This is a genomic window from Bacillus sp. PS217, from assembly GCF_037963535.1.
GTDB lineage: Bacteria > Bacillota > Bacilli > Bacillales > Bacillaceae > Bacillus > Bacillus subtilis.
The window spans coordinates 872,863-896,918 of sequence record NZ_CP150157.1 but is presented as its reverse complement, the minus strand read 5'-3'; the positions used below and the strand labels follow the sequence as shown (position 1 = coordinate 896,918).

At 45.7% G+C, this 24,056-nt stretch carries 25 protein-coding genes and 1 pseudogene; 10 read left to right on the top strand and 16 right to left on the bottom strand.

Annotated features, from left to right (window positions below; translation table 11 throughout):
• Nucleotides 1-59: 59 nt before the first annotated feature.
• From NSQ83_RS04645 to NSQ83_RS04620, 6 genes are read left to right on the top strand one after another with little or no spacing between them, the layout of a single operon-like run.
• Entirely contained in the window at nucleotides 60-374 is a 315-nt protein-coding gene (locus NSQ83_RS04645; protein WP_042978114.1) for a WXG100 family type VII secretion target, read from the top strand.
• Nucleotides 375-379: 5 nt separating this feature from the next.
• On the top strand, nucleotides 380-1,603 hold the full coding sequence (locus NSQ83_RS04640) for a hypothetical protein (protein ID WP_153255813.1): 1,224 nt from the start codon (nucleotides 380-382) through the stop codon (nucleotides 1,601-1,603).
• A gap of 11 nt (nucleotides 1,604-1,614) precedes the next feature.
• Nucleotides 1,615-2,382, top strand: coding sequence for a hypothetical protein (locus tag NSQ83_RS04635; protein WP_024571964.1), 768 nt, complete (start codon nucleotides 1,615-1,617; stop codon nucleotides 2,380-2,382).
• A 31-nt stretch (nucleotides 2,383-2,413) separates the two neighbouring features.
• The gene (locus NSQ83_RS04630; protein WP_029726861.1) at nucleotides 2,414-2,971 is read left to right on the top strand and encodes a YfjD family protein; all 558 of its coding nucleotides are present in this window, start codon (nucleotides 2,414-2,416) and stop codon (nucleotides 2,969-2,971) included.
• 9 nt (nucleotides 2,972-2,980) lie between these two features.
• Nucleotides 2,981-3,523, top strand: coding sequence for a YfjD family protein (locus NSQ83_RS04625; RefSeq protein WP_198878910.1), 543 nt, complete (start codon nucleotides 2,981-2,983; stop codon nucleotides 3,521-3,523).
• A 49-nt stretch (nucleotides 3,524-3,572) separates the two neighbouring features.
• Nucleotides 3,573-3,902, top strand: coding sequence for a YnfA family protein (locus tag NSQ83_RS04620; RefSeq protein ID WP_010886445.1), 330 nt, complete (start codon nucleotides 3,573-3,575; stop codon nucleotides 3,900-3,902).
• A gap of 35 nt (nucleotides 3,903-3,937) precedes the next feature.
• Here NSQ83_RS04620 and NSQ83_RS04615 read toward each other — a convergent pair whose 3' ends face one another.
• The 12 genes and pseudogenes from NSQ83_RS04615 to NSQ83_RS04560 form a co-directional block, all read right to left on the bottom strand.
• Nucleotides 3,938-4,117, bottom strand: coding sequence for a small acid-soluble spore protein H (locus tag NSQ83_RS04615; protein WP_003244276.1), 180 nt, complete (start codon nucleotides 4,115-4,117; stop codon nucleotides 3,938-3,940).
• A gap of 53 nt (nucleotides 4,118-4,170) precedes the next feature.
• Nucleotides 4,171-5,988 carry an acetoin dehydrogenase operon transcriptional activator AcoR gene (acoR, locus tag NSQ83_RS04610; protein WP_198878911.1) on the bottom strand — a complete coding sequence of 606 codons (1,818 nt, stop codon included), beginning with the start codon at nucleotides 5,986-5,988 and terminating at the stop codon, nucleotides 4,171-4,173.
• Nucleotides 5,989-6,103: 115 nt separating this feature from the next.
• On the bottom strand, nucleotides 6,104-7,480 hold the full coding sequence (gene acoL / locus NSQ83_RS04605; RefSeq protein WP_198878912.1) for an acetoin dehydrogenase complex dihydrolipoyl dehydrogenase: 1,377 nt from the start codon (nucleotides 7,478-7,480) through the stop codon (nucleotides 6,104-6,106).
• A 20-nt stretch (nucleotides 7,481-7,500) separates the two neighbouring features.
• The gene (gene acoC, locus NSQ83_RS04600; protein ID WP_042978104.1) at nucleotides 7,501-8,697 is read right to left on the bottom strand and encodes an acetoin dehydrogenase complex dihydrolipoyllysine-residue acetyltransferase; all 1,197 of its coding nucleotides are present in this window, start codon (nucleotides 8,695-8,697) and stop codon (nucleotides 7,501-7,503) included.
• A 13-nt stretch (nucleotides 8,698-8,710) separates the two neighbouring features.
• A complete protein-coding gene (gene acoB, locus NSQ83_RS04595) occupies nucleotides 8,711-9,739 on the bottom strand; it encodes an acetoin:2,6-dichlorophenolindophenol oxidoreductase subunit beta (RefSeq protein WP_181216900.1) in 1,029 nt (342 codons plus the stop codon).
• 3 nt (nucleotides 9,740-9,742) lie between these two features.
• Nucleotides 9,743-10,744 (bottom strand): acetoin:2,6-dichlorophenolindophenol oxidoreductase subunit alpha, encoded by a 1,002-nt coding sequence (gene acoA / locus NSQ83_RS04590; RefSeq protein WP_015252546.1) that lies wholly within the window; start codon nucleotides 10,742-10,744, stop codon nucleotides 9,743-9,745.
• A 231-nt stretch (nucleotides 10,745-10,975) separates the two neighbouring features.
• Nucleotides 10,976-11,062 (bottom strand): annotated as a pseudogene (locus NSQ83_RS04585) (hypothetical protein); the annotation flags it as partial.
• A 70-nt stretch (nucleotides 11,063-11,132) separates the two neighbouring features.
• Nucleotides 11,133-11,585: a DUF6884 domain-containing protein gene (locus NSQ83_RS04580; RefSeq protein WP_198878913.1), complete on the bottom strand. Its 453-nt coding sequence runs from the start codon at nucleotides 11,583-11,585 to the stop codon at nucleotides 11,133-11,135.
• A 173-nt stretch (nucleotides 11,586-11,758) separates the two neighbouring features.
• Complete coding sequence (locus tag NSQ83_RS04575; protein ID WP_106074029.1) at nucleotides 11,759-12,736, bottom strand: tRNA-dihydrouridine synthase; 978 nt, start codon at nucleotides 12,734-12,736, stop codon at nucleotides 11,759-11,761.
• 749 nt (nucleotides 12,737-13,485) lie between these two features.
• Nucleotides 13,486-13,770 (bottom strand): YfzA family protein, encoded by a 285-nt coding sequence (locus tag NSQ83_RS04570; protein ID WP_015252550.1) that lies wholly within the window; start codon nucleotides 13,768-13,770, stop codon nucleotides 13,486-13,488.
• A 590-nt stretch (nucleotides 13,771-14,360) separates the two neighbouring features.
• Nucleotides 14,361-15,761, bottom strand: a complete 1,401-nt coding sequence (gene rlmD / locus NSQ83_RS04565; RefSeq protein ID WP_198878914.1) for a 23S rRNA (uracil(1939)-C(5))-methyltransferase RlmD — start codon at nucleotides 15,759-15,761, stop codon at nucleotides 14,361-14,363.
• A gap of 113 nt (nucleotides 15,762-15,874) precedes the next feature.
• The gene (locus NSQ83_RS04560) at nucleotides 15,875-16,738 is read right to left on the bottom strand and encodes a DNA-3-methyladenine glycosylase (protein WP_198878915.1); all 864 of its coding nucleotides are present in this window, start codon (nucleotides 16,736-16,738) and stop codon (nucleotides 15,875-15,877) included.
• Between the two features lie 118 nt (nucleotides 16,739-16,856).
• Here NSQ83_RS04560 and corA point away from each other — a divergent pair, with 118 nt between their 5' ends.
• Both corA and NSQ83_RS04550 read left to right on the top strand, forming a co-directional pair.
• A complete protein-coding gene (gene corA, locus NSQ83_RS04555) occupies nucleotides 16,857-17,816 on the top strand; it encodes a magnesium/cobalt transporter CorA (RefSeq protein ID WP_029317480.1) in 960 nt (319 codons plus the stop codon).
• A gap of 98 nt (nucleotides 17,817-17,914) precedes the next feature.
• Complete coding sequence (locus NSQ83_RS04550; protein WP_198878916.1) at nucleotides 17,915-18,775, top strand: NAD(P)-dependent oxidoreductase; 861 nt, start codon at nucleotides 17,915-17,917, stop codon at nucleotides 18,773-18,775.
• A 37-nt stretch (nucleotides 18,776-18,812) separates the two neighbouring features.
• Here NSQ83_RS04550 and pdaA read toward each other — a convergent pair whose 3' ends face one another.
• Both pdaA and NSQ83_RS04540 read right to left on the bottom strand, forming a co-directional pair.
• The gene (gene pdaA / locus NSQ83_RS04545) at nucleotides 18,813-19,604 is read right to left on the bottom strand and encodes a delta-lactam-biosynthetic de-N-acetylase (protein ID WP_003244439.1); all 792 of its coding nucleotides are present in this window, start codon (nucleotides 19,602-19,604) and stop codon (nucleotides 18,813-18,815) included.
• A gap of 100 nt (nucleotides 19,605-19,704) precedes the next feature.
• Nucleotides 19,705-19,890 (bottom strand): SE1561 family protein, encoded by a 186-nt coding sequence (locus NSQ83_RS04540; protein WP_003223132.1) that lies wholly within the window; start codon nucleotides 19,888-19,890, stop codon nucleotides 19,705-19,707.
• A 144-nt stretch (nucleotides 19,891-20,034) separates the two neighbouring features.
• Here NSQ83_RS04540 and yfkAB point away from each other — a divergent pair, with 144 nt between their 5' ends.
• Both yfkAB and mscC read left to right on the top strand, forming a co-directional pair.
• Nucleotides 20,035-21,156, top strand: coding sequence for a radical SAM/CxCxxxxC motif protein YfkAB (yfkAB, locus tag NSQ83_RS04535; RefSeq protein ID WP_198878917.1), 1,122 nt, complete (start codon nucleotides 20,035-20,037; stop codon nucleotides 21,154-21,156).
• Nucleotides 21,157-21,999, top strand: coding sequence for a mechanosensitive ion channel protein MscC (gene mscC / locus NSQ83_RS04530; protein WP_010886444.1), 843 nt, complete (start codon nucleotides 21,157-21,159; stop codon nucleotides 21,997-21,999).
• A gap of 39 nt (nucleotides 22,000-22,038) precedes the next feature.
• Here mscC and NSQ83_RS04525 read toward each other — a convergent pair whose 3' ends face one another.
• Nucleotides 22,039-22,833: a YfkD famly protein gene (locus tag NSQ83_RS04525; RefSeq protein WP_076458585.1), complete on the bottom strand. Its 795-nt coding sequence runs from the start codon at nucleotides 22,831-22,833 to the stop codon at nucleotides 22,039-22,041.
• Between the two features lie 70 nt (nucleotides 22,834-22,903).
• Nucleotides 22,904-23,959 (bottom strand): calcium/proton exchanger, encoded by a 1,056-nt coding sequence (gene cax, locus NSQ83_RS04520; RefSeq protein WP_198878918.1) that lies wholly within the window; start codon nucleotides 23,957-23,959, stop codon nucleotides 22,904-22,906.
• Nucleotides 23,960-24,056 lie beyond the last annotated feature (97 nt).

Sequence of the window (24,056 nt, the reverse complement as noted above, 5' to 3'; positions counted from 1 at the left end):
TAATCATTTATATAAAACATCCAATTGTGCGTGAATTTAGAAAAGGCAGGGGACAAAAGTTGGACTCATATAAAGTCATTGAGCTGGCAAACAAGTACAGTGCGGCCGCAGAAGAGGTCAGAAGCTCCAAAATGCTGCTTGAATCCCGGTTATCTGCAATGGGAGATGCTTGGCAGGGCAAAGCAAGAGATTCGTTTGACCAGGATTTCGAGGAAACGAAAGCCGCCTACGATCAATTCGAACAGGAGCTGCTTGAAACAAGCCAAGAGCTGAAGGCTGCCGCTGTCAAAATAGAAGAACGAAAAGCTGAAATTGCCAGAATGGAAGAACTGGAGCGTAAAGCAAGAGAGGAAAGACATAAACTCGGGAGGTGAACGGTGTGTCAGGAAACATTGCAGTTGATCCGGATAAGCTCGAACAGCTTGCAAATGATGTTGTCACTGAATTAACTGATATGGAAAACAAATATAAGGACCTGCATGTGGAGCTGGGGCAGATGATTTTGCAATGCGATCCCCGCTACAGCAGCTGTTTTTCTGGAGTGGGCGATGCGTGGAGCTCAGGAAAGGCGCTCGTCACCAAGCTGAGTGACAATGAGATTTTCATCAGAAAAACGGGCGATAAATTTGTGGAACAAGATGATATTTTGCGAAAGCTCTACAATGCCTACGACAAATACGGTACGATGACAAGCTTAACCGCCCTTATGCTGACGCAGGGAAAATATTACGGATTAGGGCTTACGAAATTTGTGAAACAGCCAAGCGGCTTGCATACAGCCCAGCACTCAAAACTGCTCTTGGATATTTCTAGGGCCGTTGACAGCTCACGTTATCAAAAAGCGGCAAGAGTGCTTTTGAATCCTAAATATTTGTTAAAAAAGACCAACCGTCCATTTTCAGATTTGGTACATAAAAAGTTTACAAAATACTTTCCTCAGGACACGGTGGATTTTTCAAACAGCGTCAGAAGCTACACAAAAGGATTTCTTAATGAAGCCGGCGTACGCTCCACTTTGAAGGATGTGGGAAAAACGGGCTTGAGATTCGCGAAAGGAAATGCCATTACCGCCACACTGATTACCGGAGCGACCGAAACATTCGGAGCAGGCGTGAAAATTGCTGAAAATTATGCAAAATACCAGGACAAACCCGAAGTTCTCAAGCGTGAAAACGCCAAGGCCGTCGGGAATGCTGTGAATAATACGATTTTTGTTGCCGGCGGTGCCACAGCTGGTGCTGTTGTGGGCGGTGCAATTGGAAGCTTTGCAGGACCTGTGGGTACTGTCCTTCTTGGGGCAGCAGGTTCATACATTGGCGGAGTCGTCGGAGAACAAATCGCCAAATATACAGCCGGTTTTGCCGAAAAAGCAGCCTTAAAGCTGAAAGAACCGATCCATGCTGTCGTTGATACAGCCAAAAAAGGGCTGGAATCAGCCGGCAAAGTCGTCAAATCAGTGAATGACGGCATAGATGCGGCGAATAAATCGATACATAAAGGGATAGACAGCGCGAAAAAAGGAATGGAAAAAGCAAAGAAAACAGCGGATTCGCTCATACACGGCGCAACCCATTTCCTTAAAGGGAAATTTTCATTTGGATAGGAGAATAAACAATGAAGCAGTTTACAATTAGCATAGAAGAACTCTTATTTTGCTTTTACAGCGAAGGGTTTTTTGAACAGGGGATGGCCTTGAAGCAGGCCTATTTTCCGGAAATAGAAGATGAACAGCTCGGCGCTTTGTTCGAAGCAGCTTGCCGCTCACTCTTAGCTAAGGATGCAGCGGAATATCGGAACCATCAATATCGGTTAAAGGACGAGTACTGTCCGTTTATCCATGTATTAAACGACGCTGACTATACAGTGAAGCTTTCTAAATTTAACGGGCAAGGCGCCGAACAGAATGTGTCCTGCCATGTATCAAAATTCGGCACCTACTCTCACGAACTCCTTTTTGATGAACAAGTCCATCGCATTACAAAAATGGAATCAAGTGAAGGGTTACTTGCTAAGACAGATGAGTTTTTACATATAATAGATACAGAGGATAAAAGAGAATCGATTGTGACATTGACATCAAATGAATTTGAAAAACTCTTGGAGGGCGCTTCAGACAACCCTTCATATCTAAAAGAGTTCCTTGAAAAACATGACCACCAAGAGGACGTTACCCGATTTACAAATGATTTGGCTTTGCGGAAAGGGAAAATGGATACACTTATGCGTCTGGCATATGGCAAAGATAACACTCCTGAAGTGGCTGACATGGCATTTGTCCTGCCGGGGGCCCACCATACTTGGCTTGTCACAGGCATCACCCAGAATGAATTTTCTATCCTCCCTGCTCATAAGGATGTTGTAAATCAAATCATTTCACAATGATAAGAATTGAATTAACAAAAGGAGAAAAGCATTGAAAAACCAAGAAATCATTGAAGTCAAAAGCAAAATGTTCCTGAGAATATGGGCTTTTGTCGGATCTGCCGGTATGGGATTAGCATGTTTGTGGCTCTTTTATATGGGTATTACGTTTCAAACGAAATATTACCTATTAGCCATTCCTGCTGGCTTTCTGTTCACTTTGTTTTGTTTATATTTATTTATCATCTTCTTTCCGGCTTTCACCCCGCGGGGAAATACCATTTTCCGCATCAAGACAGGAAAAAATGGAGAAGTGTTCACTGACAAAGTGTCTGTTACGTTTACTGATATCAAGAAAATTGAGATGAGCCGCCATAAATTTAGTCTAAAAGGAATCTTCCAAGAAGATATATTGATCCAAACCGTTGATCAGAAGACCATTCGCATTCCCACTTGGAACATCATTCCGAATCCGTTGTTTTTCGAAGCGGTTGAACGCTATATCCTTCCCCATTTGAGTGAAGAGGCGAAAAGCAATTGGATCGGACAGTTTACAGACATCCAACGCAGTGCGTATTTGAAGGAATTTGAGAATCATCCGAAGCTGTAGGGGCAGCACATGATTGAAGTAAAAAGCATGATGCTTCTAAGGGCTTGGCTGTTCCTCGCTACAGGGGGCGCCTTTATTGTGGGAGTCTGGCTGGTGTCTGAAGCCCTCACGTTTGAATCTAAATATGCCCTGCTTTATTTGGGCGGCGGATTACTGGCGATGATTTATGGATTGATCACATTCTTTATGGCTTTTCCTGCGTTCACAAGCCGTGGAAATGTCATTTTCACCATAAAGACCGGACCTAGTGGCGAAATCTTCTCGAGAAAGCGCAGCGTGCTGTTTTCCGAGGTGAAGCGGCTTTATATGGGACGCCATCAATACAGTTTGAAAGGGATCTTTTTTGAGGATATTATCATCGAGAAAACAGACGGCAAAATCGTTCGAATCCCGACCTGGAACATCATCGCGAATCCGTTGTTTTTCGAAGCGGTTGAACGCTATATCCTTCCCTATCTGAATGAAGAGGCGAAAAGCAATTGGATCGGACAATTTACAGAGGTTCAGCGAAAAGCATATTTGAAGGAATTTGAGAATCATCCGAAGCTTTAAAAGCTCTCCTCCTCTATAATGAAAGATAAATGCAAATTGAGGAGTGCTCATGATGCTGATTACCATTCTTTTATTTCTCGCGGCAGGGCTTGCTGAAATTGGCGGCGGATATCTGGTTTGGCTATGGCTGAGAGAGGCAAAGCCAGCCGGCTACGGAATCGCCGGGGCGCTGATCCTCATTGTATACGGCATTCTTCCGACGTTTCAGTCCTTCCCATCTTTCGGCCGTGTATACGCCGCTTATGGCGGAGTATTCATCGTGCTTGCGGTCCTGTGGGGATGGCTTGTTGACCGGAAAACACCTGATCTGTATGACTGGATCGGCGCATTCATTTGTCTCATCGGTGTCTGTGTTATTTTATTTGCGCCGCGCGGATAACAAAATGGCCTGCTTATGAAGCGGGCCATTTTTGTTTAATCCTCTTTTAAGCTGTTCAGCTGCACTTCATGCTCCTCTTGCGGTTCGTCAAGCGGATAAATTCTTGCTGTTCCAGTTTCTTCATTTACGTGCTGAATGTAAATAGGAACGCCGTTATATGTTACTTTCTTCATGTCGGGAGATTCTACAATTTCTTTCGCCCTTTGAATATTCATCGTAACACCCTCCTTCAATACATAACGTTTCCATTTCCTGAAGGAAGTATGCTTTATGATTCAGCGGACAAGTTGAATTTTTTCAGGCGTTTGTAGAAAGTGCTTCGGGGGATCCCGCTGATTTTTGCGGCTTGAGAGACGTTTCCTTTTGCAGATTCAAGCGCTTTGATCATCATATCCTTTTGGATTTGCTCACGAAAAGTAAGCACGCCGGCAGCAGCCGGCTTTTTTTCTGCAGAGCTGGCCGGCAATCCAGCGGCTTCCAGTAAAGCGGGTAGCGATTCATCCCTCAGCCGGCCGTCCGGAAATCTGATAGAAAGACGTTCAAACACATTAAACAGCTCACGGATATTCCCCGGCCACTTCCATTGCTTCAGCACATTACAAAAATCAGAAGGAAGTTCGCCTGGCCAATGATTCTTCTGTTTGTAGTACTCAAAGAGGTCTGGGATATCCTCGGTGCGATCGCGTAATGGAGGGAGTTCAATTGGATAGACATGAAGACGGTAAAACAAGTCCTCTCTGATTTTTCCGTTTTCGGCAAGCTCGCGTAAATCACAATGTGTGGCGGCAATAACTCTGATATCAACCGGAATTTCTTTCGTCCCGCCGATTGGCGTTATCTTGCGTTCCTGAAGCACCCGTAAAAGTGCAACCTGCATCGAATGGGAAATTTCTCCGATTTCATCTAAAAATAATGTGCCTTGATTCGCTTTTTGAAAGGCGCCTTTATAGCCATTTCGTTTCGCTCCCGTAAAAGCTCCCTCTGCATATCCGAACAGTTCGCTCTCAATCAAATCAGACGGAATCGCTCCGCAATTGACAGCAACAAACGGACCTTGACGTCTCTCACTGTTCTCATGAAGAGCGCGAGCCGCGACTTCCTTTCCCGTACCAGTTTCGCCCGACAAACAGACCGTTGCATCTGCCGCAGCTGCACGTTCAAGGTTCATCAGCATCGCTTGCGATCGGCCGCTTTTCCCGATCACTCCATTGAATCGGAACACCTTCTTTTTCTTTTGTTCCGAAAGATAAAAACAAGTGCCGCCATCTCCTATGGTGACAGCTTTTTCGATTGAGTAGCCCCGTTCCTTCAACTCATACAGGTGCCGGCCCTGCCAATCAGGCATTGAGGTTCGAATCGGTATGCTCGCACTGATGATGTGCTGCTTGTTATTGCATAGCACCATCGGCACACTGGATGCAGCCCTCTCTCCAAAACGGCTGATCAGCTCGAGCTCTTTCTCACGGCTTTTAGCTGCGAGTTCCCGTTCAGCTGCATAGGCGATCGCAGTGGCAATACCGAGCATATGAGGATGATCGCCTGCCGCCGGACACGATATGTCAATCACACCCGCAAGGCTGCCATCCTCATGGTGAATCGGAGCGGCTGAACAGTTCCAAAGATGGGAAGCAATGGAGTAATGCTCTGATCCTTGTATCGCAACCGGCTCGCTGATGTGGAGCGCCGTGCCAATCGCATTTGTTCCGACAGCCGTTTCCGTCCAGCATGCCCCTTCGACAAAGTTGATGCGTTTGGCTTCATAGAGCGCGCGGGGATGGCCGTCCAATGCCAGAACAACACCGTCTGAATCAATTAGCAGCGCCATCATTTCCATTTCTTTTATGGCAGGCAGCAGTTTTTCGAGGTAAGGCTTTGCGGTCGTCAAGAAGAATGAATGTTTTTTTGACTGCTGATCCAGCTCCGTTTGCTGTAAAACCTTCGGGCCTTTTTCTAAATAAGGATTGACCTCAGCTTTTTTGCAGCGATGCCATGACTCTGCAATCCGTTTTCTTAATCGGGCTTCGTCAAGCACACCGTCTTTCACAAAACGTTTCCAGGTTTGCAAATCGTTTGGGACCGAATTCATTTCCTTGATCGCTCCTCCCTTACACGCCGTTTTCATCTATTGTAGGGGAAAAATAAAGCGCTTTCAACAATAAAAAAGCAGGCGCCTTATATCCATGCGCCTGCTTTTTCCTTTATTATGCATGTACCGCAAGGCCGATCGTGCTTAACAGCGCCTCATGCAATGTTTCCGATAAAGTCGGATGGGCGGCGATAAAATGCTCCGCCATATCTGCCGTCATCTCACCATTCATGATCGCTGCCGCTTGGCCGATGAGCTCGGTTACATCCGGGCCAATCATCGAGACACCCACGATTTCGCCGAATTCCGGTTCAGCCATGATTTTGACCTTTCCTTCCGCTTGCTGTTTAATGAGCGCCTTGCCGTTTGCGGAAAAAGGAAATTCGCCAATTTTCACATCGCCGTATATGCTTCTTGCCTGTCGTTCTGTCATTCCGATACACGCGATTTCTGGGGACGTATAGATGCAGCGCGGCACATGTTTCTCATTGATTTTGACATCCCTTCCGGAAGCATGAGAAGCAGCGATGATGCCCTCATGGAAAGCGGCATGCGCGAGCTGAATGCCCCCTATAGCATCTCCGCACGCGTAAATATGTGGCACGTTCGTCTGCATGTTCCCATTCACCGGAATGCCCTTTGGAGAAAAATCAACTCCGGCCTGTTCCAGCTGTAACCCGTCAAGACGGGGTTTTCTGCCGATCGCCACCAGCACATAATCGGCCTTCGTTTTAAACTCTCGCTGACCGCTTTTCCATATTGCCGTTTTGGCCGTCCGATCCACCCGCTCTAATCTGGATGAGGTATGCACTTCGACACCGTCTTCCTCAAGTTTCTCCTGAAAAAGACGGGCAATATCTTCGTCTTCAGCCGGGATCAGCTGGTCCGCTGTTTCAATGATGGTCACCTTCGATCCCAATCTGGCGAACAGCCCTGCATACTCACACCCGATGACACCCCCGCCGACAATGACAAGTGATGACGGAATTTCAGAAAGAGAAAGCGCGTCTTTGCTGTCGATGATCCATTCGCCGTCAAACGGAGCAAAAGGCAGCTCGATTGGCTCTGACCCGGAGGCAATCAATACTTGGTCCGCCTCTCTGATTTCTTTTCCGTTTTCTCCTTCGATCAAGAGCTTTCTTTCAGAAAGAAAGGAGGCTGTTCCCTTTACAACCTGTATTTGATTTTTCTTCATTAGGTACTGAACGCCTTGGACAAGCTGACTGACAACCTGTTGTTTTCGGCTTTGCATTTTACTCCAATCGACTGATATCGCACCTGCCGGAAGTTCAATTCCAAAGCTGTCGGCATGCTTGATTTTATCAAGAACGTTTGCGCTTTCTAACAAAGACTTTGTCGGGATGCAGCCTTCATTCAGGCAGGTTCCCCCAAGCTTGCCTTTGTCAATGAGCAGCACGTTTCTGCCCTGCTGTGCCGCGGAGACCGCAGCCGCATAGCCTGCAGGTCCGCCGCCGATAATGGCTAATGTCATGTCGTTTTCACCTGCTTTTCCTATAAAATTAATGCTGCGGGTTCTTCCAAATATGTTTTAATCGCCTTCAGGAATGCAGCGGCTGGGGCGCCGTCACACGCTCTGTGATCAAATGTCAGGCTGAGTGGCAGGATCGTGCTTCTGACGATCTCCTCCCCTTGATACACCGGCGTGTCATAGCTTGCTCCGATGCCGAGAATGCCTGTTTCCGGCGGATTTAGTATCGGTGTGAAATGCTCAACTCCAAACGCGCCAAGGTTTGTAATGGAGAAGGTAGAGCCTTGCAGTTCTTCGCTTCCCGCACGTCCCTCGCGTGCTTTTTTGGCATTTTCTGAGATGGATTGAGCCAGTTCAATCAGCGATAGCTTTTCAGCATGGCGGATGACAGGCACCACTAAGCCGTTTTCCAAGGCTACAGCCATACCAAGGTGTACATGGGGATGTGTGATGATGCGCTCATTTTGATAAAAGCTGTTCAGCACAGGGTGAGCTTGCAGAGCGAGAACGGCGGCTCTTGAGACAAAATGAGTGATCGTCAGTTTTGTGCCGTATCTCTCTTCCGCAGTTGATGAAAGCTGTTTTTGAAGAGTGGCAAGCTTAGTGATATCAGCCTTCATCGTGATCGTCAGCTGCGCGCTGTTTGCCAGGCTTTCCTGCATTCGGGCAGCGATGACCTTTCTCATGCCTGTCACCGGGATTTCCTGCGCTTTCTGTTCCGAACCAGGCTTTGCCTGATCTTTTTTCTGTTCAGCAAGAGCCTTTGTTACGTCATCCTTCACGATTCGTCCGCCTGGTCCAGTTCCTTTCAGTTGTTTTAGGTCTAATCCTGCTTTTTCTGCTATTTTTCTGGCGACTGGAGATATTTTCATTCGATCTTTTTTGGAGGCTGCGGGTTTGTTTTCTTGTTTGACGGGCTGAACGGCTTGCGGCATATTGTCTTCAGCAACAGGCGCGCTCGCCTCTTCCTGCACCGACTCATTGGCGTCCCCGATATAGCAGATTGCTGTGCCGGGCGGAACCTCTTCTCCCTCTTTCACTTTGATATCGATCAGCGTTCCTTTTTCAGGCGCTTCTATCTCCATTTCAATTTTCTCCGATTGAATGCTGGCAATGCTTTCTCCCTTTTCAACCGGGTCGCCTACTTTTTTATTCCATATCGATACTTCCCCTTGTTTCATGGCCATTCCCAATTTTGGCATCACTACTTTTACCGCCATTTGTGTTCCCCCTTTAATTCATTGCCGGCTCGCCAAGCAATTCAAGCGTGACGCTGACAATTTTATCTGGTGTCGGCAAATATTGATCTTCAAGCACTGGTGAAAACGGAACCGGTGTATGCGGCGCTGTAATCCGTTTAATCGGCGCATCAAGCAAATCAAAGCCCTTGTCAGCGACAAGCGCAGCAATATCCGTGGCAATGCTGCATCGCGGATTGGCTTCATCAATGATGATCAGCCGATTTGTTTTTTCTAACGATGTGAAAATCGCATCCTCATCCAGAGGGGACAGACTGCGCGGATCAAGGACCTCGGCTTCGATGCCCCTCTCTGAAAGCTGTGCAGCCGCTTCAAGCGCAGTATTGACCTGCTTGCCGACTGCAAAGAGCGTAACATCATTGCCCTCGCGTTTGATATCCGCTTTTCCGAGGGGAATTGTATAATAATCTTCCGGCACCTCGCCCTTCATGTTGTAGGACGTTTTGTCTTCAAAGAAGAACACCGGATCATTATCTTCTATTGCTGCAAGCAGAAGACCTTTGGCATCATACGGATTGGATGGAACAACCGTCTTCAGTCCAGGGATGCTCGTGAAAAGGCCATACAGCGATTGTGAATGCTGGGCAGCGGCCCGGAACCCTGCTCCGTATGTGGTGCGGACGGTAATCGGCACTTGCGCTTTTCCGCCGAACATATAACGGAATTTCGCCCCTTGGTTGATCACCTGATCAAAGCACGTGCCGATAAAATCGTTAAACATCAGCTCGGCAATCGGTCTCAAACCGGTTGATGCCGCAGCCATAGCCGCTCCCATATAGCCTGCCTCAGAAATCGGAGTGTCCAGCACTCTTGTACGCCCGAATTCCTGTACGAGTCCCTTTGTGACCCCTAATACACCGCCCCATGCTTCATCATCCTGCAAATGATCGACCGCCGCTCCCCCGGCGACATCCTCACCGATCAAAAGCACATTTTCGTCTTTTCTCATCGCAAGCTTCATTGCTTCATTGATCGCGTCTGACATGCTTATGACTCTCGCCATCTCTTACATTCCTCCTTTTTCATATGACACATACACATCTGTCAGCAGCTCCGAATCTTTTGGATATGGGCTGTCTTCGCTGAACGAGACGGCTTTTTCAATCGATTCGCTGACACGCTGTTCAATGTCTGACAGCTTATTAGCATCTGTTTCTTTTAAAAGGTAGTTTTTAAAACCTTGAATGGCATCTTTTTCTTCAAGGTGCTCAACTCTTTCATCCTTCGTTTTATAGGTTTGGGCATCTCCTTCGAAATGGCCGTAGTTTCTGTAGGTCATACATTCAATCAAAGACGGGCCGCCGCCGTTTCTTGCTCTTTCTATCGCTTCCTCGGCTGCCTGGTAAACTGCTAAAATATCTTTGCCGTCAACTGTAACCCCCGGCATGTTATAAGCAGCCGCCCGATCGGCGATTGAATCACAGGCTGATGCGTACTCAAATGGGGTGGCTTCGCCATAGCCGTTGTTTTCAGCAACAAATACGACAGGAAGGTTCCATACAGCCGCTAAATTCAGCCCTTCGTGGAAGGTGCCTTGGTTATTTGCCCCGTCCCCAAAAAAGCAAACGCTTACATTTTTAGTCTGTTTATATTTAGCCGTGAGCGCTGATCCGCATGCGAGCGTAAAGCCGCCCCCGACGATTCCATTTGCGCCTAACATGCCTTTATCAAGATCCGCAATGTGCATAGAACCGCCCTTGCCTTTGCACAATCCGGTCGCTTTCCCGAAAATTTCCGCCATCATGCCGTCCAGGTCACAGCCTTTGGCGATACAATGTCCATGTCCCCTGTGGGTGCTTGTAATGCTGTCGCCATCATGTAAATGAGCGCACACCCCTACAGCCACGGCTTCCTCACCGGCATATAAATGAACGAATCCGGGAAGCACTCCCTGGGCGAACAGGTCATGCACTTTGTCTTCAAAGCCCCTGATCTCCAGCATCTTTTGGTACATCCACAGCGCTTTTTCCTCAGTTAATGACAAGCCCTCTCGTTTTAACAATTCCATTTTGTGCGCCTCCTTCTATTTAGGGTTCACCATTATAAATGCAAGAAGTGTGCCAGTCTTTTGAGCCCGTAAAATCAGTCTTCTCATCTTCACTTTGGAGACAGTTTGAGACGTGTGTCTCGTTTTGTCTCAAACTGATTCATTTGTCTCGTTTTACAGCATGCAAAAAAAAGACCGGATATCACCCGGCCTTTGACAATGATCGACGTATTTATTTCCTTGGAAATCTTTTTAACTCCCTAGTTCCTCTGCATCGTTTGCCTGAATAGCTGCTTTTGAAAGAAAATCAATTGAATATTTGACATATGCGATACCGCCAGCTTTTCGGCATCTGTTTTTGATAACCCGCTGGCACACATGTTCACACTCTTTTCTACATATGTGCGTGCTACAGTTCATGCTTTTCTTCAACAGCCCGGTTCAGCGCTTGGAGCATGTAGCCTATGCCTTTGTAAGATGATAGCGGCCAGCTGATATGCTGGTGTTCTCCGATGACGGCGTTTAGAATGCTTCGATATTTTTTTCCGCCAAGCATGACTAGCTCTTCGATATCAGAAAAGCCTTTTTCGTGAAATTGACGGCCTAGCTCGTCCGCTGTCATGATTTCCGGATGACCGGTGCCAAAAGTGACATCGTAATTTCCCGAAACGAGATCATTAGGGCGAAGAAAGCCATGCTTCGCCGACAAAATCACCCACTCATCGAAAAATGCTTTCGCATACCGCTCGCACGCCTGATGAAACGGGCTGAGATAAGCGTCCTCTGCTCTTACCGGCCCGGCATCAGGCTGGACGTCCCAGATTTTTTTCTTGCCGCAGGGGATGATGCATAGCCGTTTCATTTTTCTCTCCCCCTTTATAAGATATCTCCACTAAATATACCATTATTTTCTTACAATAAATTAGAGAAAAGACAGGCTGAGTAAAGCTGCGTACAAAAAAGACCCGGATTTACCGAAAATCCAGGTATTTTAGTCAAGAATTGTGTTAGCCTTTTTTGAATCAAGCACTGCAGTTACTCTATCCCATCAAGATACTTTCTCTCAAAGTCGTCGAGCAATGCACGCACTTCATCTGTTGACTTTGTGTTCATGCATTGATTTCTTAATTCACTTGCCCCTCGGAACCCGCGGAGATAAATTTTGAAAAAGCGAGGAAGAGGCTTGTACGGACGGGCTTCTAATGCTGAATATTTATCATGAAGATCCAGATGCAGCCTTAAGAGATCAAGCAATTCCTTGCTGCTATGCTCTTTCGGCTCCTTTTCAAAGGCAAATGGATTTGTAAAAATCCCGCGCCCTATCATAATGCCATCAACACCGTATTGTTCAGCAAGTTTCAAGCCGGTTTGGCGGTCAGGGATATCTCCGTTGATTGTCAAAAGTGTATCTGGTGCCACCTCGTCACGAAGTTTCTTAATCTCTGGGATGAGATCCCAATGCGCATCTACTTTGCTCATTTCTGCCCTTGTACGCAGATGAATAGAAAGATTCGCAATATCCTGTTTCAAAATGTGTGTCAGCCACTCGCGCCATTCATCCACATCCGTGTATCCAAGTCTTGTCTTCACGCTTACAGGCAATCCCCCTGCTTTTGCAGCTTGTATTAATTCTGCCGCAACTGCAGGACGGCAAATAAGGCCGCTTCCCTTTCCATTCCCCGCCACATTAGGCACAGGGCAGCCCATATTGATATCTAAGCCTTTAAATCCTAACTCTGCCATGCCAATACTCATTTTACGGAAGTTTTCAGGCTTATCCCCCCATATGTGGGCTACCATTGGCTGTTCATCCTCTGTAAACGTCAAACGGCCGCGCACGCTATCCTTCCCATCCGGGTGGCAATAGCTCTCTGAGTTTGTGAACTCTGTAAAAAATACATCCGGTCTGCCTGCTTCACTTACTACATGCCGGAAAACAACATCTGTCACATCTTCCATTGGTGCCAGTACAAAAAATGGCCGTGGCAATTCACGCCAGAAATTTTCTGTCATAACAAAAATCAAATCCTTTCATTAGAGGATACAGCTAGACCTGTATCTCAATATTAAAAAACTGACCATGCTTCTTTTACACTTATCGCATGCGAAAGCATTTCTTATCAACCTATAGTAAATTTTGAACATTTCACGTGGGATGATTATCTACCCTATTTTTTATATTGTGGTTAACACTGGCGCTGACCTTCGTCTTTCTTAGTGGCCTTGCTTTTGAACTTTTTGGATAAAAAGGATTCCAACCTAAATAGAATATCATATGAGTTCTCCATATTACCAACGCAAAATAATTGCCCTGTTATTGAAGATAAGATATTTAACACTACACCATATCCGTATCTCAATATCATATTTGCGGAAAAACTAATTTCAAGAGATAAACTTTGATTAAGCAAATTGAGTTGGGGGTGGTATAGCTGAGTACTCAAGAGAATGAAAAAACCTACTTAAGCTGCTACCACTTGTGAATCACATGGAGTAAAGAGGATGAGAAGAGAAAATAAACCCTTATTTAAAAGAATTCAAGAACTTCAATCTGAATCATTTGGGATTTGCTCATGATTTAGAAAATAACCAACGCAGCAAGTGGCAACCTACTATATATTTGTATAGGGTTATAATTCGGTAATCCTGATCCAGAACCATAAAATAGACTGCTGACTAAGTGTCGCAGTCTTCACTCATAAGATAATTAAGAAAGTGTACATTTTCTTTCATCATTAAATAAGGCATCAGAAGTTATTGCTTTAATTTCGAATATCCTTTGTTACCCCTGTAATTATTTGTATAATAGTGAAAACTCCCAAGAAAACAGTAATAATATTAAACCATGGATTATCATAGAATGAAAGATATGTTTGAAAGAAATCTAGTTCAACTATGTTTGCTGGGAATCCATTCATTTCTCTATACTTAGGACCCCATCCCGTTAATTCTACAAAATTAAAATAAAGCTGAGATACTAAAAATGCCAAAAATGTTTGAAACCAACTTCTTTTATATAACGGTCGTTTTTTATATACTTTATCCATTTAGTTATCCATTTCCTTCTCTGCAATACTTTTTAGCCAAGTGTCAATCTAAATTATTATGAAGCATGATTGTCGCAAGGATATAACCATTGTAGGTATTACTGTAATAGTTGTTATCGTCGGCACTATTATTTAATTGTTGTAGTGCTCATACGTTATTCATTTTAAAATGGAGTTGGCCATCATTTTCACCTCTTTCGTTTATTACAATGTTTCAACTTTTTACATCGAATGACTCTTGAAATGATATATGCCATACCTTTCCTTATATTCCTATAATCAATATTTCACACGTAATAACTGCAAGTCAATATATAATTTTACAAATTATGAAAATATATCTATGATTTTACATCATTTTACTCATGTATTTTAATCATACTGGGAGGATATTTTTCCGGTTAAATAACGCTTTTTTTCACCCGCTTTTCAACACGTTTTTTCAACTCTTTTCGCCAGTTAAAATAAAGATCTCCGAGAATGAGAAGGAAGATAAAATTGAGAACAGACAGTTAGGACAAGGGCTATGCACGAAAAAGACCCGGAAATCGGCAATGTTCATTCTGCCGAAATCCAGATCTGATTAGGAATTAATGAGACGATTTCAATACAAGTCTCGCCACAGCTTCCACATGCGCCGTCTGCGGAAACATATCGACAGGCTGGATATAGTCCACGCGATAGTCCTTCGACAGCGTCTGCAAATCCTTCGCAAGCGTGGATGGATTGCAGGAAACGTAGACGAAGCGTTTCGGTTTGACTTTTTTGATCGTGTCCAGGAACGTGCTGTCACAGCCCGTTCTTGGCGGGTCTACAATGACGACGTCCGGGCGGAAGCCTTCTTTCGTCCATTTCGGGAGCCAGTGCTCGGCTGTTCCTGTTACGTATGTGGCATTTGCCATGCCGTGTTTTTTGGCGTTTTTCTTGGCATCGTCAATTGATTCCTTGATGACGTCCATGCCGCGGACTTCCTTTGCTCCGTCCGCAACCCACATGCCGATAGTGCCGACGCCGCAATACGCATCAACGACTTTTTCTTTTCCGGTCAGCTGCGCCGCTTTTTTCACTTCATCATACAGCTTGACGGTCTGTTCCGGATTGAGCTGGAAGAAAGCGCGGGCGCTCAATTCAAAAGATACGTCGCCGAGCACTTCTTGAATCACTGTTTTTCCGGCGAGCGGTTTTGTTTTCTCACCAAAAATCACTGAGGTTTTCGCACCATTTACATTCTGAATAATGGATTTGACCTCTGGCAATCGCTTTTGAATCGCTTTGACGATTTCTTCCTTGTGCGGAAGCGTTTCTTTTGCGGTTACAAGCACGACCTGCACTTCGCCTGTTTCAAAGCCGACTCTCGTCACGATCGTGCGAACGTCGCCTTTTCGTTTTCTTTCATTATAAACAGACACATTGAAGTCCTCTAAAATGCGGCGGACGATGCCTGTTGTTTTGTTCGTTGCCGGATGCTGAACGATACAGTCTTTAATCGGAACGATGTCATGAGAATCAAGGCCGTATAAGCCGGCGATGATGCTGCCGCTTTGCGAGCGCCCGATCTGGAATTGGCTTTTATTGCGGTAATTCCACGGGTTGTCCATGCCAATCGTTTCTTTGATTTCCATGTTTTCAACTTTAAACTTCGTATGGCGTTCAAGAGACTGAATGACGATATCACGTTTTTCCCGAAGCTGCTGGCTGTATGCAAGGTGCTGAAGCTGACAGCCGCCGCATTGTTCATAAACAGGGCAAGGCGGTGCCACCCGGTGCTCAGATGCCTTGCGGATTTTCTTAATGCGGCCCTCCGAAAACTTCGGCTGGACCTTTGTGGTCTGCACAACAACTTCTTCGCCAGGAAGCGCGCCAGGCACGAAGACGACTTTTTTCTTAAAATAGCCGACACCTTCTCCGTTAATGCCGAGACGCTTAATCGTCAGCGGAAAGGTTTGTCCGACCTTCAGTTCGACAGGCGCCTGTTTCTTTTGTTGGTTCACGTTGTTCTCTCCGTTTCTATATAAAGCTTTCTGCAGATGGCAGAAAGTGAAATGGTTTTTTCACATCTTTCTAGTATAACACGTTTGCAGGTTTTCCTTCATTGTCAGATGAATTATTCTATACTTCTCCACAAATACAAAGACGCATAGCTTAAATAAGGCTCCCACTCCTTGCTCATCGCCAGCATGACATCCTTTGCCGGCTTATCGTCCAGCTGAAAGTGGCGTTTGATGGCATTCTGGAGGCCAATATCGGCAAGCGGGAATAAATTGGGACGGCCAAGTCCGAACATGAGGATATTTTGCACGGTCCACGGGCCGATACCCCTGATTTTGATCAGTTTCTTCATAATGTCTTCATCCGCCATATGCGGCAGCTCTGACAAGCTGAGTGTGCCTTCTGCGATCATCCTTGATGTATCAATGGTGTATTCCGCTTTTCTCATGCTGAATTGCAGATCACGCAGATCCTGATAATCGAGTTCCGCAATCGTTTCCGGCTTTGGATAGCACCACACGCCATCCTTCTGCTCGCCAAACGCATGAACAAACCGTTCTGTTAGCGTGTAAGCGAAGGAAAGATTGAGCTGCTGGTGGATAATGCATTTCATCATGCAGTTGTACACGCTGTAGTCCAGAACAAGCGGCGTCCCGGCATGCTCTTCAAAAATGGCGGACAGGCTCGTTTTTGAAAAATGATCCAGAACGTGCTGCAAATTATTTTCCCATTGAAAAATCCGCTTGATTTCCTTCATCATTTCTCCCTGATCCGTTTCCCCGCTGACGAGGAACTCAGGCTCGCCCGCATGGCCTAACGCCTGTACCTTTACAATACATACGGTCCCCGCTTGATTTCTGATTGGCACACGGACTTCCCTCGCCTCTCGATCAACAGCATTGAGGGGGTCTAAAGACAGCCTGTCCAGCACGCGGTCAAAATGATACGGAGGCGTGACAGATACTTTTTCCTTCCACATGAGATCCACCCTTTTTTCCGTTTTTGTTCAGTATAACATGCCACTGGAATTAGGCAGAGAGTACCGTATACTTTTCTCATAAAGACCGCATGATATAATGGCAGGTGGAGGGTTGTTTATGATCAACATTACCGCAATCACAACAGAGCATCAGCTGCTGAAAAATATACCGATCGAACGAGTGGAACAGCCTGATATTGCATGGTACTGGGTTGATTTTTACGGCCCGGAGGATACGGAAACGGCGTTATTGAGAGATTTTTTTCATTTTCACCCGCTTGCCATTGAGGATTGCTTCCAGCATATGCAGCGGCCGAAGCTTGACCATTATGACGGCTATCGTTTTTACGTGATTCATGCGCTGAATAAGGAAACACTTGAAATGGAGGAAGTCGATATCTTTCAAGGCGAAAAATTTGTCGTCACCTTTCATTTACACGAAACGCCAGGTATCGCTAAAGTCCGGGAGCGTTTGTATGCTTCACCGGACATATTGAAAAAAGGGCCCGGGCATATTTCTTATATGATCATGGATCAGCTTGTTGATGAATATTTTCCTCTCGTGTATAAAATTGAAGACCGGCTGAATGAAATTGAAGAAAGCCGTCCCCACAAAACGTATGGAACGCTGATGAACGAGGTGTTTGATCTCAGAACAGACCTATTGCATTTGAGACGGACGATTATCCCGATGCGTGATTTGCTCTACCGGATTTTAAGCCTTGACCATGTGAAAGAGCAGCGGGAAACGAAAGCCTATTTCAGCGACATATATGATCATTTGTTAAAGTTGTCTGAAATTGTGGAATCCAACCGTGACATGACGTCTGACTTGCGTGACAGCTACGTGACGCTAAACTCAAACCGGATGAATGCGATTATGATGACACTGACGATCGTATCAACCATTTTTATCCCGCTCACCTTTATTGCCGGTGTATACGGTATGAACTTCGACTTTATGCCGGAACTGCATTGGAAATACGGATATTTCGCTGTACTTGGCCTGATGGCCGCGCTTGTGATTGGAATGCTGATTTGGTTTGTACATAAAGGATGGTTCAATATTTTTAAATGAGGACAGCGAGCAGCTGTTCTTTTTTGTTGTAAGCCGATCGCTATGCATATTCTGTTCATATTGTTTATAATGGAAAAAATATTCAGGGAGTGATCAGATTGAAAATTGCTGTCATCGGACTCGGCAATATGGGACAGCCCATTGCCCGAAATGTTCTTCAAGCAGGCTACGAATTGACTGTCTATAACCGGACGAAACAAAAGACAGAAGACCTTGTCACAGAAGGCGCACAGGCAGCTGATACGCCGCGGCTGGCGGCAAAATCCGCTGATATTGTCATCACAATGCTTGCAGATGATGATTCTGTCAGCACCGTGACATTCGGAGAAGACGGGCTGCTTGAAGGATTAGCAGAGAACGGCATTCACATCTCGATGAGCACAATCAGTGTTGAGTTCTCAGAAAAGCTCGCAGCGGCTCATGCAGAGAAAGGACAATTTTTTCTCGCCGCTCCTGTCCTTGGCAGACCGGATGCCGCAGCCAAAGCCGCGCTTCGCATCATAACAGCAGGACCGGCAGAAGCGAAGCAAACCGCCAAGCCTCTGCTCGACAGCCTCAGCCAGCAGGTATTTGACGTCGGCGAAGAAAGCAAGACGGCAAATGCAGCCAAAATCAGCATCAATTTCTTGCTTGTGTCCATGCTGGAGGCGTTATCTGAATCCTTTTTAATGATGGAGAAATACGGCTTAGAACAAAAACAATTTTTAGAAATCGCCAGCGCGCTCTTTGGTTCTCCAGTCTATCAAAATTACGGAACCATTATGGCCGAGCAAAAATTTGAGCCGGCCGGCTTCAAAATGTCTTTAGGGCTGAAGGATACCAACCTGGCACTCGCCGCCGCAAAACAGGTTTCTGCAAATCTTCCTCTTGCCGAGCTGGCCAAGAGCCATTTTGAAAGCGGGATTGAGAAAGGCTTCGGGGATCTGGACTGGGCCGCACTGATTAAATGTTTAAAATAAAGAAAAGCCTCTCCGTTTAAGGAGAGGTCTTTCTCTTTTACAAAGACGGCAGCCTCATTTCTTTCTCAAACATCAGATCATCAATGCTTTTAAATGTGTAGCCCTGTTTTTTCAGATCTGTAATCGCGTCATCCAGCGCTTCTGCATTGTCCCTCGATACGGTGTGAAGCAGGTAAATGGCTCCCGGGTGCGCCTGCTTAATCATATGATCGTAGGCATATTTCTTTCCCTTTTGGTTGTTGATTTTCCAATCAACAAAAGCGACCGACCAGAAAACGGTTTGATAGCCGAGGCGTTTCGTTTCTTTCAGTACGTACTCACTGAACACGCCGCGCGGCGGACGCAAGTACAGATTGTCCTGCTTTCCCGTAATTTTATAAACCTCTTCATTGACTGAATCAAGTTCATCCTGAATCTGATCAGCTGTTTTTGTCGTTAAATCCGGATGGTGAAAGGAATGATTGCCGATAATATGGCCCTCATCTGACATTCGTTTGATCAGCTGAGGCTGGTCCTTTACGAAATGCCCGGTAACAAAAAACGTTCCTGTTACGCGATGTTTTTTTAAGACATCAAGCACTTTTGGCGTATAGCCATTTTCATATCCGTTATCAAACGTTAAGTAAATCGTTTTTTCCTTTGTATTCCCTAAATAAAACGCGTCATATTTTTCAATTAAACTGTTCAGCTGCTTCCCGGCATCTGGCGGCTGATGATTGACACTTCGTTTAAAGCCCCAATTAATCGGCTCATTCGGCACCGCTTCCGCCTGTGCTGCACCTCCGGCAAGCAATACGGCGGCGCAGCATATTGAACACATCCACTTCATGGCCAGCGCTCCTTCTGCATTTTTTCTTATTTTACAGATAGGGGCTTTGTTTTATACTGTTGCTTTATGCCAATAAAAAAACCGCGGCGGGCGCGCGGTTTTATTCCCAATCTTTTTTAAAACGTTCGTATTTGGCTTCCAGGTCATCAAGCATGCTGATAAGCCTGTCTATATCTTCAACGTCGGTTGCTTCAGGGTCTAATGAATCGATGACGTTCATAAACATGTCAAGTCTGTTCTTTAAATAATCAATCTGCTGATCTTTATTGTTTACGGCGTTCCCCATTCTGTTCCTCCATTCATTTTTTATTATGGTAGCTCATTTTTTGCCGTTTTTCAATCGCCGCGCTACTTGCGATCTTGGCAAATCAGGTCTAAAATTAACTGTTGGCAGCGTTAGTATGCCCATTTATAAAGGAGTTAGATAGTCATGACACAAAACACGAAGCTGCGTCCGATTACGCCCGAGTTTGACCCTTGGGAAGCCTATATGGATGTTGACCAATACGGAGACATGCAGCTGACAAACGTTGAATTCACAACGACGACACTGTGCAATATGAGATGCGAGCATTGTGCTGTAGGCTATACATTGCAGCCTAAAGACCCGAATGCTCTGCCAATAGATCTTCTGTTAAAACGGCTGGAGGAAATCCCGCGCCTCAGATCCATCAGCATCACAGGCGGAGAGCCGATGCTTTCGCTGAAATCAGTAAAAGAATATGTTGTTCCTTTATTGAAATATGCCCATGAACGGGGTGTGCGGACACAAATTAATTCAAATCTGACCCTCGACATCGAGCGGTACGAATGGATCATTCCGTATCTCGATGTGCTACATATTTCACATAACTGGGGAACAGTTGAAGATTTTGCTGAAATCGGCTTTGCCATGATGGACAGAAAACCGACCTTCGAACAGCGCGCGCGCTATTTTGAAAAAATGATCGAAAACAGCCGCACGCTCGTGGATGCCGGAGTAATGGTATCTGCGGAAACGATGCTGAACAAACGAACACTTCCGCATATTGAGCATATTCACCGCCAAATCACAGAAGATATGAAATGTCAGCGTCACGAGGTCCACCCAATGTATCCAAGCGATTTCGCAAGCGCTCTTGAATCCCTCAGCCTGAAAGAGATGAGACAGGCCATTCACCGCTTGCTGGATATTCGTGATGAAAATACGTGGATGCTGTTCGGAACGCTGCCGTTTTATGCCTGCAGTCCGGACGAAGACGACCAAAAGCTGCTTCGCCGGCTTCGCGCGGCGAAAAACGTCACAGTGCGAAATGACCCTGACGGCCGATCCCGCCTGAATGTGAACATTTTCGACGGAAACATTATCGTGACCGATTTCGGTGATACCCCGCCGCTTGGCAACATTCAGACGGACAGCCTCCCTTCCGCCTATGAAAAGTGGAGTGAGACCAAGCTTGCGAAGGAACTAAGTTGCCACTGCCCGAATGTCCGGTGCCTCGGACCGAATGTTCTTGTCAAAAACAGTTATTATCAGGATACAGACTTCACAAAACGTCAAGCCAGGAGTTAGATGCGGATGAAAGAAACACTTACGGAGATTTTTCAAAATAAAATCGTCGATATTCTCCTCGTTGCCGTTATCCTTTGGATCGGTGTCTTTATCATCAACCGGCTGGTACAGCTATTTTTTAAACGGACGGACTTTATTGAAGAAAAAAAGGAAAAAACGATTGAAAGCCTTGTCCGTTCTGTCACCCAATATACGGCGACAATTGGTTTTATCTTTTACGTTATTTCTTTATTTGTGCATGATTTCGGCAAGATATTGGCTGGGGCGGGCGTAGCAGGTATCGTGATCGGTTTTGGCGCCCAATCGCTGATCAAAGATGTGCTGGCTGGTGTGTTCTTAATATATGAACGCCAGCTGCACAAAGGCGATTATGTCACCGTCAACAACTTGTTCAACGGGACAGTGGAGGAAATCGGCCTCCGCTCGTTGCAAATCCGGGAATGGAGCGGGAAGCTGCTCACCATCAGCAACGGCGAGGTCAGACAAATAGAGAACTATAATATTGATTTTATGCGGATTACCGAATCCTTTCTTATCAGCTTTAAAGAAGATCCAGACCGCGTGTACAGCGTGTTGGAAGAGGCATGTGACATGCTGAATGAAGAGCTTCGTGATTCATTGAAGCGGGATGAATTCGGCAATCCGACAGAACCGTTTCAAATCCACGGCATCACCGCATTGAATAAAATCAATCGCGGCGTCGAATTTACGGTTAAAGGCATGGTGAAAGATGATGATTATTTCAGTGCCAGCCTTGCAGTCAGACGGGTTCTCGTTCGCCAGCTCTACCAAAACAATGTGCAAATGCTTGAGGAAGCGGTCCGAATCGAGAGAACCCAATAAACAAAAAAAACTGATTCCGAGTTGGAATCAGTTTTTTATTTATCTTGGCAGTGAGGAAAGCTGAAAGCCAAATGTGACATGATCTTGAACCGGAATCCACGCGCCGATGCCCTGTGACGTGACATTTTTCACGACGAGTTTTCGTTTATTTCCTTTCAGCACTAAGTACACTTCTCCGTAAGTCACTTTTCCTTTTTCATTCACAGCCGGTGCATATGCATGTAAATAACCGATTTTTTTAGGAGCGACTTTATAAATCTGATCCCGTTTTGTGCCAGCCCCGATGACCGTCTCAAATGCAAGCGGGAGGTCCGTTTTCTTCATTGCTTTTTGCATCATCATGCTTTTGACATCTTCAGCATTTGGAACTTTAGCTGTGAGGCCGCCCTTCACTCTGTACTGCTGTTCCTGGGCATAATGCATTTCAGCCGTTTCTTTCCCGCCGCGGTTATCCGCACGGTTTGTATTGATTTTTTTATATTCCCAGTTTGCGACTGTTTCATTTGATTCATAGCCGAGCGCCCATTTCCCGAGAAATATTGTCGCCCGGTACCCTACTGCAAGCGGTGTGCCGGATATGTTGGATTCATTCAGCATTTTGATGAGATGCGGATTTTCAATCTTCACCTCAGAATGATCGAGCAATTCCTTTGCCAGCTTGCTCGGCTGAAGCATTGGCTGATCCTGTGAAGCATTCGGATACGTGTTTTCCTTTGAAATGCTTGCGACAGAATTAGGAACCTTAAACTGCTTTTTCGCGTGGATGGGCTGAACGCCGAAAAAACTAAAGAATAACAACACGATAAGTGTGGAATGAAATAGCTTTTTCATCATATCACTCTTTCTATGGCATTTTCCCTTAGTCTTTTCATCCCGCTTTGTTGTTATCCATCATTTTTTCAGGTTAAAGAAGGAAAAAGCCGATCGCCATAATGACATATGCAGCAAGCAGTGTCGCCCCTTCAAACCAGTTGGAATCCCCGTCATTCGAAATCGCGATCATCAAGAGAACCGCTGATACCATCGCGACGAGTTCCGGCAATGTAAATACAAGCGGCATGCTTGTCGGAAAAAAGATAGAACAGATGACGAGAACCGGTGCGACAAACATAGCGATCTGCAGCGTAGAGCCGACTGCAATTTCAACCGCAATGTCCATTTTATTTTTGAAGGCCATAATAATCGCTGACGCGTGCTCCGCCGCATTTCCTACAATCGCCACGATGATGACCCCGATAAACAGCTCGCTCCACCCGAACTGTTCAGCAACCGAGTGAAAGGTATGGACCAGGTTTTCGGATATGTATGCAACCACAATCGTTGCCGCAAACAAGACAATCGTCGCAACCTTCCCTGACCATTCCGGCTCTTCCTCTTCTTCAGACTGAGCGGCATTATTCGGCTGATAAACGCCCCGATGCGTGACAAGTTTAAAGTACAGCGCCGCCACATACAACAGAATCATAATGATGCTGATGCCGATGCTTAAATTGAGCTTGCTGGCGTTTCCCATACCAACAGAGAATACCTCCGGAATCACAAAGGCGACAATGATGGCAAAAATCAGAAGCCCGGAGTTATGGCGGGCATCATGGATATTAAATTCCTGCCGCTTATATTTTAAACCGCCGACAAAAAACGATAGGCCCGCTACCAGCAACAGGTTCCCCAGCACTGAACCGGTTAAAGAGGCAAGCACGATTCCTGTCAGGCCTTCTTTTAATGCAAAAAGGGAAATAATCAGCTCCACCGCATTCCCGAAGGTTGCATTCAACAAACCGCCGATACGCGGTCCTGCAATGATGGACAGTGATTCTGTCGCCCTCCCCATATAGCTTGCAAGCGCGATAATCGTCACGCAATAAACGGCAAATAGAACCGCGGAAGGCCAATGCATCAAACTGCCAATCACAGAAAGCGGAACACCGGCCACCACTAAAATAAAAAAGATACGATTCATGGTGAAATAGCTCCTTTTTTATGACTTGTTTTATTTTTATTCTTCACAAAAACCTTCATGATTACACGAGGGCAAATGTATAGCGTGATATAGGCTT

What these genes read in the sequence shown, in the direction of transcription:
- mscC (WP_010886444.1), top strand. Translation starts at nt 21,157, where the DNA reads ATGCGGATGAAAGAAACACTTACGGAGATTTTTCAAAATAAAATCGTC.
- NSQ83_RS04570 (WP_015252550.1), bottom strand. Translation starts at nt 13,770, where the DNA reads ATGGATAAAGTATATAAAAAACGACCGTTATATAAAAGAAGTTGGTTT.
- acoB (WP_181216900.1), bottom strand. Translation starts at nt 9,739, where the DNA reads ATGGCGAGAGTCATAAGCATGTCAGACGCGATCAATGAAGCAATGAAG.
- corA (WP_029317480.1), top strand. Translation starts at nt 16,857, where the DNA reads ATGATCAACATTACCGCAATCACAACAGAGCATCAGCTGCTGAAAAAT.
- acoA (WP_015252546.1), bottom strand. Translation starts at nt 10,744, where the DNA reads ATGGAATTGTTAAAACGAGAGGGCTTGTCATTAACTGAGGAAAAAGCG.
- acoR (WP_198878911.1), bottom strand. Translation starts at nt 5,988, where the DNA reads ATGAATTCGGTCCCAAACGATTTGCAAACCTGGAAACGTTTTGTGAAA.
- NSQ83_RS04575 (WP_106074029.1), bottom strand. Translation starts at nt 12,736, where the DNA reads ATGACAGAAAATTTCTGGCGTGAATTGCCACGGCCATTTTTTGTACTG.
- cax (WP_198878918.1), bottom strand. Translation starts at nt 23,959, where the DNA reads ATGAATCGTATCTTTTTTATTTTAGTGGTGGCCGGTGTTCCGCTTTCT.
- NSQ83_RS04580 (WP_198878913.1), bottom strand. Translation starts at nt 11,585, where the DNA reads ATGAAACGGCTATGCATCATCCCCTGCGGCAAGAAAAAAATCTGGGAC.
- NSQ83_RS04635 (WP_024571964.1), top strand. Translation starts at nt 1,615, where the DNA reads ATGAAGCAGTTTACAATTAGCATAGAAGAACTCTTATTTTGCTTTTAC.
- acoL (WP_198878912.1), bottom strand. Translation starts at nt 7,480, where the DNA reads ATGACATTAGCCATTATCGGCGGCGGACCTGCAGGCTATGCGGCTGCG.
- yfkAB (WP_198878917.1), top strand. Translation starts at nt 20,035, where the DNA reads ATGACACAAAACACGAAGCTGCGTCCGATTACGCCCGAGTTTGACCCT.
- NSQ83_RS04540 (WP_003223132.1), bottom strand. Translation starts at nt 19,890, where the DNA reads ATGGGGAACGCCGTAAACAATAAAGATCAGCAGATTGATTATTTAAAG.
- acoC (WP_042978104.1), bottom strand. Translation starts at nt 8,697, where the DNA reads ATGGCGGTAAAAGTAGTGATGCCAAAATTGGGAATGGCCATGAAACAA.
- pdaA (WP_003244439.1), bottom strand. Translation starts at nt 19,604, where the DNA reads ATGAAGTGGATGTGTTCAATATGCTGCGCCGCCGTATTGCTTGCCGGA.
- NSQ83_RS04560 (WP_198878915.1), bottom strand. Translation starts at nt 16,738, where the DNA reads ATGTGGAAGGAAAAAGTATCTGTCACGCCTCCGTATCATTTTGACCGC.
- NSQ83_RS04525 (WP_076458585.1), bottom strand. Translation starts at nt 22,833, where the DNA reads ATGATGAAAAAGCTATTTCATTCCACACTTATCGTGTTGTTATTCTTT.
- NSQ83_RS04615 (WP_003244276.1), bottom strand. Translation starts at nt 4,117, where the DNA reads ATGAATATTCAAAGGGCGAAAGAAATTGTAGAATCTCCCGACATGAAG.
- NSQ83_RS04620 (WP_010886445.1), top strand. Translation starts at nt 3,573, where the DNA reads ATGATGCTGATTACCATTCTTTTATTTCTCGCGGCAGGGCTTGCTGAA.
- NSQ83_RS04625 (WP_198878910.1), top strand. Translation starts at nt 2,981, where the DNA reads ATGATTGAAGTAAAAAGCATGATGCTTCTAAGGGCTTGGCTGTTCCTC.